Genomic DNA, 9,929 nt, shown 5'->3' with positions numbered 1-9,929 from the left:
GAGCCGAGTTTGACATTGGAAGACTCGAGCACTTTTTGAATCCGGTTTTTCTCCGAAGTCAGCTGTCCGACCCACTTTTTGCGGAGGCGGGTAAAATCCCGCAATTCGCGAATATCCGCTGGGGGGACGAAACTTTTTTCAACGAGTCCATGGCGGAGCAGCTTGGCGATCCACTCGGCGTCCGAGACATCGGTTTTTCTTCCCGGGACATTTTTGATCCGCTGCGGATTGGCCAGTGTCAAGTCGACATAGCCCTCGAGGAAGGCGAAGACCGGTTTCCAATACACGCCGGTGGATTCCATGGCGACATGGGTAACGCCATGTTCTTCGAGCCACTCGAGCAGGTCGCCAAGTCCCTTCGAGAACGTGGAGAAGGTTTGAATGTCCTTTTGAATGTGTCCATCTTCTTCCCATAGCGCGCAGGCGACGATGGTTTCGGCATGAACATCCAATCCTGCGCAGCGAGGATAGATGACATCCATGATGAAAATCCTCCTTTTCGATGATCGAGTGCGCAAACAGCGAATCCACGGGAGAAATGCGGCAGTTTTCCGTTCGTCGTCACCTTTCCTCCGCATCGGGAAAGGGCGGACAATGGGTGGTGCACCCAGTGGATTCAAACACTTTTCCGTACAGGGTCTAAGCCACCATTAAGCATAACGTCCTGTTGAACTGTTTGCGCCTATTCTTCATTATGGGAAGAAAAGGGGGATTTTCATGCCCGGGTGGAGGGCAAACCATTGCCCATGGATCTTTCTGTGAAAATAATGAATCCATGAGCGGTTATTTTCATGCTTGGATGGCGAGTAAAAGCTTACTCATGGATGTTTTTTGTTTTTAATTCAAATAAATATTTGAATAATAAAAGAAATGGGGTATAATATATTCAAACGGAAATTTGAATATGAAAGGGGGATAATGAATGAGTAAGAAAGATACATGTGAAATTTATTGTTATGACGAAGAAAAAGTCAATCGAATACAAGGGGAATTGCAAAAAGAAGATATATCCAGTGTTGTCCTGTTGTTTAAAGCACTGGCAGATGAAAATAGGGCAAAAATTGCCTATTCACTTTGCCAAGATGAAGAGTTATGTGTATGTGATATTGCCAATATCATTGGGGCTTCTGTTGCAACCACTTCCCATCATTTACGGACTCTTTATAAACAAGGGATTGTAAAGTATCGAAAAGAAGGAAAGCTAGCATTTTATTCGCTGGATGATGACCATATTAAGCAGTTAATCATGATTGCGTTAGCACATGATAAAGAGGTGAAAGTCCGTGTCTGAACAACAAGCAAAATTATCTAAATCAGAAGCGAAAACCTACCGTGTTCAAGGATTTACTTGTGCAAACTGTGCGGCAAAGTTTGAAAATAATGTAAAATCATTGCCAGGTGTTCAAGATGCTAAAGTAAACTTTGGAGCATCTAAAATTACCGTTTGGGGTACAACAACCATCGAAGAATTAGAAAAAGCAGGAGCTTTTGAAAACTTAAAGGTTCGGGAAGATAAAGAAAAAGCAGTCAAGCGTGAACCTTTTTGGAAGCAAAAAGAGAACATTAAAGTGTATATTTCCGCCGTTTTGCTTGTGATCAGTTGGTTTTTAGGGAAGCAATACGGAGAAGAGCATATCTTTGCGACAATTGGATATGCTGCAGCAATTTTAATCGGTGGATATTCGTTATTTATAAAAGGTTTCAAAAACCTAGTTCGATTGAATTTTGATATGAATACGCTGATGACAGTGGCGATTTTAGGAGCTGCAGCGATTGGTGAATGGGGAGAAGGTGCAACGGTTGTTATTCTATTCGCCATTAGCGAAGCCTTAGAGCGTTATTCCATGGATAAAGCTCGTCAATCCATTGAATCGTTGATGGATATTGCTCCAAAAGAAGCATTAATTCGTCGCGGAAATGAAGAAATGATGGTCCCTGTTGACGATATTCAAGTCGGAGATATTATGATCGTAAAGCCTGGTCAGAAATTAGCGATGGATGGAATCGTCATCAAGGGTACATCTACGCTAAATCAGGCTGCCATTACGGGAGAAAGTGTTTCAGTAACCAAAACAGTCGGTGATGAAGTCTTTGCAGGAACATTGAATGAAGAAGGGTTATTGGAAGTAAAAGTTACAAAACGAGTGGAAGATACAACTCTTTCGAAAATCATCCATTTAGTGGAAGAAGCTCAAGCAGAACGAGCACCTTCTCAAGCGTTTGTAGATCGTTTTGCCAAATACTATACACCAGCCATTATCATTTTTGCTCTTTTACTAGCCGTTATTCCTCCATTATTTATGGGTGCTGATTGGAGCGAATGGATTTATCGAGGTCTAGCTGTATTAGTGGTTGGTTGTCCGTGTGCGTTGGTTATTTCCACGCCTGTTTCGATTGTAACTGCCATTGGAAATGCAGCGAAAAACGGTGTGTTAATTAAAGGTGGTATTTATTTAGAGGAAGCAGGAAACTTAAAAGTGATTGCTTTTGATAAAACAGGAACATTAACAAAAGGTATTCCTTCCGTCACCGATGTGGTCACTTATAATGGCAATGAAAATGAACTAATGACCATTACAGCAGCCATTGAAAAAGGCTCACAACATCCACTTGCTTCCGCCATTATAAGAAAAGCAGAAGAAGATGGATTGAATTTTAATGATGTATCGGTTGAAGAATTCCAATCCATTACAGGTAAAGGGGTCAAAGCCAAAGTAAATAACGCAATGTATTATGTCGGAAGTCCAGGTCTTTTTGAAGAACTTCTTCCAAATGGCATCCAATCAGAAATAAAAGAACAAATTACAACCCTTCAAATACAAGGGAAAACGGTCATGGCATTAGGGACGGAAAAAGAAATTCTGGCGTTAATTGCCGTGGCAGACGAAATAAGAGAATCATCCAAAGAGGTTATTCGAAAACTTCATCAAGTCGGTATTGAAAAAACGGTGATGCTGACGGGAGATAACCAAAGAACAGCCGAAGCCATCGGAAAACAAGTCGGGGTTTCCGATATTAAAGCCGATTTACTTCCAGAAGATAAACTGAATTTCATCAAAGAGCTTCGCGACAAGTATCGAAGTGTTGCGATGGTTGGAGATGGTGTGAACGATGCACCAGCTCTTGCAGCTTCAACCGTTGGTGTGGCAATGGGTGGTGCTGGAACCGATACAGCCCTAGAAACAGCCGATATTGTCTTAATGTCTGATGATTTAAGCAAATTGCCATATACGATTAAATTGAGCCGCAAAGCTTTAGCGATTATTAAGCAAAACATTACTTTCTCTTTAGGGATTAAGGCATTGGCATTACTGTTAATTGTGCCTGGTTGGTTAACGCTATGGTTAGCGGTATTTGCCGATATGGGAGCAACATTAATCGTAACATTAAACAGCATGCGATTGCTAAAAGTTAAAGAATAGGCTCTTCACCACAAGTGGCAGTGCACGATAAGGAGGGCTGAACGTGGGCATTTCGTCTCTCATTTTGCTTTTGTTGGTCATGTCGATCGTGTTGTTCGTGTATGGTGTTGTCCAAAAGAGCAAAGCCGCCAAACGGATCGCCTTTGGTCTCTTCATCGCATCGGTCGGATTAGCGGGTTTTGTCGTGTTTCTCATCGGTTATATGTAACGGAAAGCCAAAGCCGAACACGCTGTTCTGTGTGTTCGGCTTTGCGTTTGCGGCGATTCAGATGGGGATCATTAGGGGAGATGGGGCTCGCGCTCAAGGCCTCAAGGACTGGCATTAGGGGATCGTTCGAGGCGGATTTCTCTGTCTTGCCTCATCTATCATTTTTGGGCTTCAAAGTTATTTTTAAAAAAAGTGAAGAAAGTCGTTCATTTTTCTACACGAGGACAAGCGCAGGAAATATAAAGAAAATGCAGAAAAGAATGATATATAAAAAAATTATTGAAGCAGAAGTGTGTAGTATTTATAATATTATTTGGTTATGTGTTATACAACAAAAGTAATCAGCTGGCATAGGAGGGATTGGATTGATTGAAAAGCTCGTGGAAACGGTGAACGGGTGGCTGTGGAGCCCTTTCTTAATTGCTTTTATTGTCTGTTGTGGTTTGTATTTTAGCATTCGCACCCGCTTCCTGCAAATCCGCCACGTGAAAGAGATGATCCGGCTTGTGACGACGGGGAAGGGCTCTGAGGCCGGGGTGTCTTCTTTCCAGGCGTTGACGATGTCGTTGTCCGGCCGCATTGGCGTTGGGAACGTGGCAGGGACGGCGACGGGGATTGCGTACGGGGGGCCGGGCGCTGTCTTTTGGATGTGGGTCATCACCTTTATCGGAGCGGCGACGGCGTATGTCGAGTCGACGCTGGCGCAAATTTATAAAGAGGAACAAGACGGACAGTACCGCGGCGGTCCGGCTTTTTATATTGAAAAGGGCCTTGGCTGGAAATGGTTTGCGGTTGTGATTGCCGGGGCGATCATTCTCTCCATGGCGGTGTTGATGCCGGGGATTCAGGCGAATTCGATCGCGGATGGGTTTTCGAATGCGTTTGGCATTCCGAAATTGGTGACGGGAATTTTCGTGATCGCTGTTCTTGGCTTTACGATTTTTGGAGGAGTGAAGCGGATCGCGAAAACGGCGGAAATTGTCGTTCCGTTTATGGCAGTTGGCTATTTATTGGTCGCGATTGCCATTATTGCGGCCAATATTGAAAAAGTCCCGGATGTGTTTGGCCTGATTTTCAAAAGCGCGTTTGGCGCTGATCAAGTGTTTGGCGGCATTCTTGGGTCGGCCGTGATGTGGGGGGTCAAACGCGGCCTTTATGCGAATGAAGCGGGGCTAGGGACGGGCGCCCACCCGGCAGCGGCGGCGGAAGTGTCCCACCCGGCGAAGCAGGGGCTTGTGCAGGCGTTTTCGATTTATTTGGACGTGTTCTTGGTCGTGACGGCGACGGCGCTGATGATTTTGTTTACAGGTCAATACAATGTGATCAATGAAAAAACGGGAGAGACGATTGTCGAGCATTTGAAAGGGGTGGAACCGGGCGCAGGGTATACGCAGGCGGCGGTGGACACGCTCTTCCCGGGATTCGGGTCGGCCTTTATTGCGATCGCTCTGTTCTTCTTCGCGTTTACGACGATGTACGCGTATTACTATATTGCCGAGACGAACCTCGCCTATTTGGTGCGCAGTGAAAAGAGGGGAACGGCCTTCTTTGCCTTGAAGCTCGTCTTTTTGGCGGCCACGTTCTATGGAACGGTCAAAACGGCGACGACGGCGTGGGCGATGGGCGACATCGGGCTTGGCATCATGGTGTGGCTCAACTTGATTGCGATCTTGTTGTTGTTTAAACCGGCCTATATGGCCTTGAAAGATTATGAAGAACAGCTGAAGCAAGGGAAAGATCCGGAGTTCAACGCGTCGAAATACGGAATCAAGAACGCGAAATTCTGGGAAAATGGATATAAGAGATGGGAAGAAAAGAAAGAGAAGACATTGTAACAGGTTGATTGGTTGGAGTCGACGGTGTCCCGGATGCAGCGGGACACCCTTTTTTCATCATCATCTATATGGATAAGGAACACTTTCGTTAGACATTCTCTAGGATGGGCATCCTCGAACCATCTTGCCCCCCGTGAATTCATGCGATTTTGCCATTATGATGGCTCCTCATCCGCTTCCACCATACGCTTGAGAGCCGCAAGCCGTTCATCCAATACCCTTCAAAGAAGGAAAGCCACGTTTTCAGTTCGACGAGAGGTTCGGGCTCCAGCCTGTACCTTGTTTCGCGTCCCGTTTTCCGACAGCTGCCCAACCTTGCTTCCGAAAGCACACGAAGATGTTTATTGACAGCTGTGCGGCTGATCGGGAAGGATTTGGCAATCGCGGCAATCGACAATTCGTTGTCCGCGAGCAGCTGCAACATCTGGCGGCGGGTTGGATTGGCGATGGTGTGAAACACATCGTGCTTCGGCGTGGAAACGGTTCGTTTATCCTTCGAGATATGTGGGAAGTTTTTGGTTGACAATGTTCTCCCACCCGTCATCCATAATCTTGCGAACGACTGTGTGAGGCTGCCCAAATTCGGTTGCTTTGTCCGCATCCCATCCGGAATGAATCAAGGTGAATTCCGTTTTTCCGTCTTCCAATGCTTTTCATTCCCAATCTTTTCCCCTGCGCGAAGTTTCTTTGGATTCGTCCACTGATCGTGTACAATACATAAAGGGTGACAACATCGTTCATCTCGGAAGGAGGAAAGCCGTTGACAGACAGCGCAAAACAATCATTCATTACGGACATTCAACAGTTAGATAAAAAAGGAGCCGGGCAAGCGGTCGTTTGGCATGAAGAGGAGGGAAAGAGAAAAAAGCTCAAACTCACTGTTCCGTCCACGCTTCCTGGTGAAAGGGTGCGGGTTTTGATCGATTGGCCGAAACGCCGGAGGGCCCATGCCCGAGTGGAAGAAGTGATTGAGCGGCATCCAGAGCGGCTCGATCCGCCGTGTCCGCACTTTGACCGCTGCGGCGGCTGTGTCTGGCAGCACTGGCGCTATGAGGGACAGCTGCGGCATAAGACCGAACAGGTGAAGGCGCTGCTTGCCCAGCACGGATTTGATCCGGACGTTGTGCGCGAGACGATCGGGATGGAACATCCGTGGCATTACCGCAATAAAATGGAGTTTACGTTCTCTCCTGAGGGCCTGCTTGGACTGCACGAGCAAGGGAATTTCCGGCAAGTGGTTTCGTTGGAGACATGTCTCATTGCCGGCGAGAAGATCGTCAAAGCCGCTATGGAAGTGGCGCGTTGGGCGCGCGATCATCAGCTGCCTGGGTATCACAAAGACACCCATGAAGGGCTGCTTCGCCACGTCATGGTGCGCGAGTCGTTTGCGACAGGAGAGGTGATGGTGGCGCTCTTTGCGACCGAGGCGCCGGAAGGGGAGTTGAAAGAAGCGGCGGCTGATTTGACGGAGCGGATCACGAAGGCGCTCCCGGACGTGAAAAGTTTGCTTTGGCTGGAGAATCGGGCGTGGGCCGACCGCACCCAGGCGGAACGAACGCACGTGCTGGCCGGACGGGATTTCATTTACGATGAATCGTGCGGGTTCCGCTACCGTCTTTGGTTTGATACGTTTTTCCAAACGAACCCGGTGCAGGCGGCCAAATTGGTTGAACTGGCGTTGGAGATGGGCGAGCCCAAGCCCCATGAGAAAATGATCGATCTCTTCTGCGGAGTCGGCACGTTTTCCTTGCCGTTCGCCAAGCGGGTGAAGGCGTTGGCGGGCATTGAAATTGTGGAAACGTCGATCGAGTCGGCGAAACGAAACGCGAAAGACAACGGCGTTGACAATACGTACTTTTTGGCGCGGGATGCGCGGCGCGGGATTGATGACGTGTTGGAGCAGTTCGGGCGGCCGGAGCTGCTGCTTTTGGATCCTCCACGTTCTGGCGCAGGCGGAAAAGTGATGCGCAAAATCGGCCGAGCGCAACCGAAGCGGGTGGTGTATGTCTCCTGCAATCCGGAGACGTTTGTGGCGGATATTGCGGAGCTAGCCCCGTTTGGCTATGTGTTGAAAACTGTCCAACCGGTGGACATGTTTCCGCATACGGCGCATGTCGAGTGCTGTGCGTTGCTTGTCAAATCATCATAAATCAGGAAAAGCCCGTTCCCCCAAGTGAGAGGGAAACGGGCTTTATACAAGAAGGGTTTCAGTTGCCACCCGCTCGTTTTGCATGAAATTCAGATTCGATGATGACGGCGGTTTTTTCTTTGCGTCTCTTCGCATATTCCGCTGTTGCGGTGAAAAGAACATCGGAAGAGGAGTTCAGGGCCGTTTCACATGAATCTTGCAACACGCCAATGATAAAACCAACCCCTACTACTTGCATGGCAATATCATTTGGGATGCCAAACAAACTGCATGCCAACGGGATAAGGAGAAGCGAGCCGCCCGCGACGCCGGATGCCCCTGTAGCGGCGATGGTGGAAAGAATGCTAAGAATCAGCGCTGTACCTAGATCGACTTCAATCCCCAATGTGTGAACCGCAGCAAGCGTCAACACGGAAATCGTAACGGCGGCGCCAGCCATATTAATCGTTGCACCGAGAGGGATCGAGACCGAATACGTATCTTTGTTTAATCCGAGTTTTTCAGCCAAATTCATATTCACCGGAATGTTTGCGGCCGAGCTGCGCGTAAAGAAGGCGGTCATTCCGCTTTCCCGAATGCATCTCCACACGAGCGGGTACGGATTTTGGCGAATGTTCACAAAGACAATCAGCGGATTTATGACGAATGCCACGAAAAACATCGTCCCAAGAAGAACGGCCAATAACTTTCCGTATTCGATGAAAGCGGAAAGCCCGTTGGTGACCATCGCGTCAAAAACAAGCCCCATGATTCCGATGGGTGCCAAATTGATGACCCATGTGACAATGTTTGAAATGGCGTCAGAAAAACTGGCGATGACGTTTTTGACCGTCTCCGGCGCAGGTCTTAATGCGATGCCAAGCAGCACCGCCCAAGTCAGGATACCGATATAATTCGCATTGATCAGTGCATGAATAGGGTTATCAACAATATTAAGCAACAATGACTGAAGTACCTCTGTTATGCCGCTAGGGGGAGAGATATCTTTCATCCCTTCAGCTAAAGATAAATGAACCGGAAAGATGAAGCTGGCCACGACGGCGGTAAGACCGGCTAAGAACGTGCTGGCCCCGTATAGGACAAGAATGTGTTGGATATTTGTTTTTTGGCCGCTTTGATGGCGGGAAATGGCGGAGACCACGAGAAAGAACACCAATACGGGTGCGACGGCCTTTAGAGCGTTGACAAACAAGGAACCAAAAATGGACACCCATTTTGTTGATTCCGGGACGGCCATGGCGAGGACAATCCCGATGATGATACCGACAAGGATACGTCTGACAAGGCTAAGCTGATTCCACCTTACAATGAGTTGCTTCATAACGTTCCTCCTGACACTCATGGATGATCAAGAATGAAATTCACCGTACATGCACAAGTGTTTTCTAGTGGTGAACAAACACTATTTTAGCATGAATATTAGTGATTAACGAATAGATTGTTATATTAGAATAGCTTGAATTGTCCAAATATTGCATTGCCTTTTGCGCTTATGGCAAGGTCGAAAAAGAAGCCAGCCGCGATGGGGTTGACATCGGTTGCAAAGCAAAAAGCTCACTGAATCCTAGCCGTATGAATCAAAACAAAAGGAGTGTGTGGTGCAATTTGAAATTGTAGTAATGTGGTTTTTGCAGAACAGTTGGGTCGACTGCAGGGAAGATAGACAAGCTTTTCACTGCATCCGTATAGCACATAGTACAAAAGGGCCGAGTGGCCCCTTCGTTTTTTGCCCCTTTTCGCTCAGCTATACCGGCTAATTGCATTCGCCAACCATTGCGCCAATGAAGCGACATCGCTCGGCCCATAGGTGAACCGGACAAGCGTTTCGTCCATATCAAGCGCCTCGGAAAGCAATCCAGCAAACCCGCGCGCTTTGCGGTCAATCTCTAAAATGGCTTCAACCCCATGCTCGGAGACAAAGAAAATGGCCTCCAGTTCGTCAAGTCGGCCTTTAAACGGTCCGCTTGCCGGCTTGAATTCAAACTCTTGGACAAACGGCAGCCGCTGTTGCCAATAGCGCGGCGCTTGTTCGCATTGCACATGGCGAAGGCGGAAACCTAATTGGCGGGCCGCCTCGAGAAACGCGGCGACAAGCGGGTGCGGTTCGATGGCGAGATGGTCGCGGTCTTGCGGGTCGAGCGCCGTTTTAACATAAATCAGCCAGAAGTCCCCCACCTCTACAGGTGGGGGATGAATGGCGTTCGGTTTTTCTGTTTTTTTCTTTCTTCTTTGGATGGCAATAGAATACAATAAACATAGGAGGTGAAACCATGTATCGAACGCTGAAAACCCGTTTTCGGGCAAAGAAAGAAGTT

General features: G+C 47.8%; 7 protein-coding genes and 3 pseudogenes. 5 read left to right on the top strand and 5 right to left on the bottom strand.

The features are described 5' to 3' along the window. Nucleotides 1–482: pseudogene (locus tag IKE44_RS03135) on the bottom strand (IS110-like element ISGka2 family transposase); the annotation flags it as partial. 440 nt (nt 483–922) lie between these two features. On the opposite strand from IKE44_RS03135, the gene IKE44_RS03130 reads away from it, so the two are divergent. The 4 genes from IKE44_RS03130 to IKE44_RS03115 all read left to right on the top strand — a co-directional run bounded on the left by IKE44_RS03130 (nt 923) and on the right by IKE44_RS03115 (nt 5,465). Further along, nucleotides 923–1,291, top strand: a complete 369-nt coding sequence (locus tag IKE44_RS03130; RefSeq protein WP_011230088.1) for an ArsR/SmtB family transcription factor — start codon at nt 923–925, stop codon at nt 1,289–1,291. After that, nucleotides 1,284–3,422 (top strand): heavy metal translocating P-type ATPase, encoded by a 2,139-nt coding sequence (locus IKE44_RS03125; RefSeq protein WP_287464988.1) that lies wholly within the window; start codon nt 1,284–1,286, stop codon nt 3,420–3,422. The genes IKE44_RS03130 and IKE44_RS03125 overlap by 8 nt, the downstream gene beginning before the upstream one ends. 43 nt (nt 3,423–3,465) lie before the next feature. Next, nucleotides 3,466–3,630: a hypothetical protein gene (locus IKE44_RS03120; RefSeq protein WP_183085383.1), complete on the top strand. Its 165-nt coding sequence runs from the start codon at nt 3,466–3,468 to the stop codon at nt 3,628–3,630. Nucleotides 3,631–3,995: 365 nt separating this feature from the next. Continuing rightward, nucleotides 3,996–5,465: an alanine/glycine:cation symporter family protein gene (locus IKE44_RS03115; RefSeq protein WP_287464986.1), complete on the top strand. Its 1,470-nt coding sequence runs from the start codon at nt 3,996–3,998 to the stop codon at nt 5,463–5,465. A gap of 155 nt (nt 5,466–5,620) precedes the next feature. Here the strand turns inward: IKE44_RS03115 and IKE44_RS03110 are convergent. Both IKE44_RS03110 and IKE44_RS03105 read right to left on the bottom strand, forming a co-directional pair. Further along, nucleotides 5,621–5,991 (bottom strand): annotated as a pseudogene (locus IKE44_RS03110) (ArsR/SmtB family transcription factor). After that, nucleotides 5,954–6,118, bottom strand: a pseudogene (locus tag IKE44_RS03105) (SRPBCC domain-containing protein); the annotation flags it as partial. The pseudogenes IKE44_RS03105 and IKE44_RS03110, both read right to left, overlap by 38 nt. Nucleotides 6,119–6,225: 107 nt before the next feature. Between IKE44_RS03105 and rlmD the strand changes: the two are divergent. Further along, the gene (gene rlmD, locus IKE44_RS03100) at nt 6,226–7,614 is read left to right on the top strand and encodes a 23S rRNA (uracil(1939)-C(5))-methyltransferase RlmD (RefSeq protein WP_287464985.1); all 1,389 of its coding nucleotides are present in this window, start codon (nt 6,226–6,228) and stop codon (nt 7,612–7,614) included. A gap of 58 nt (nt 7,615–7,672) precedes the next feature. On the opposite strand, the gene sstT is transcribed toward rlmD, so the two are convergent. After that, nucleotides 7,673–8,935: a serine/threonine transporter SstT gene (sstT, locus tag IKE44_RS03095; RefSeq protein WP_049625516.1), complete on the bottom strand. Its 1,263-nt coding sequence runs from the start codon at nt 8,933–8,935 to the stop codon at nt 7,673–7,675. Between the two features lie 419 nt (nt 8,936–9,354). After that, on the bottom strand, nt 9,355–9,929 hold a 575-nt coding region (locus IKE44_RS03090), incomplete at its 5' end, for a sporulation protein (RefSeq protein ID WP_287464984.1).

This window comes from Geobacillus sp., from assembly GCF_017515625.1.
Lineage (GTDB): Bacteria > Bacillota > Bacilli > Bacillales > Anoxybacillaceae > Geobacillus > Geobacillus stearothermophilus.
Note: the sequence above shows the minus strand (reverse complement) of the source record. Positions and strands in the feature narration are given on the sequence as shown.

What these genes read in the sequence shown, in the direction of transcription:
- IKE44_RS03130 (WP_011230088.1), top strand. Translation starts at nt 923, where the DNA reads ATGAGTAAGAAAGATACATGTGAAATTTATTGTTATGACGAAGAAAAA.
- sstT (WP_049625516.1), bottom strand. Translation starts at nt 8,935, where the DNA reads ATGAAGCAACTCATTGTAAGGTGGAATCAGCTTAGCCTTGTCAGACGT.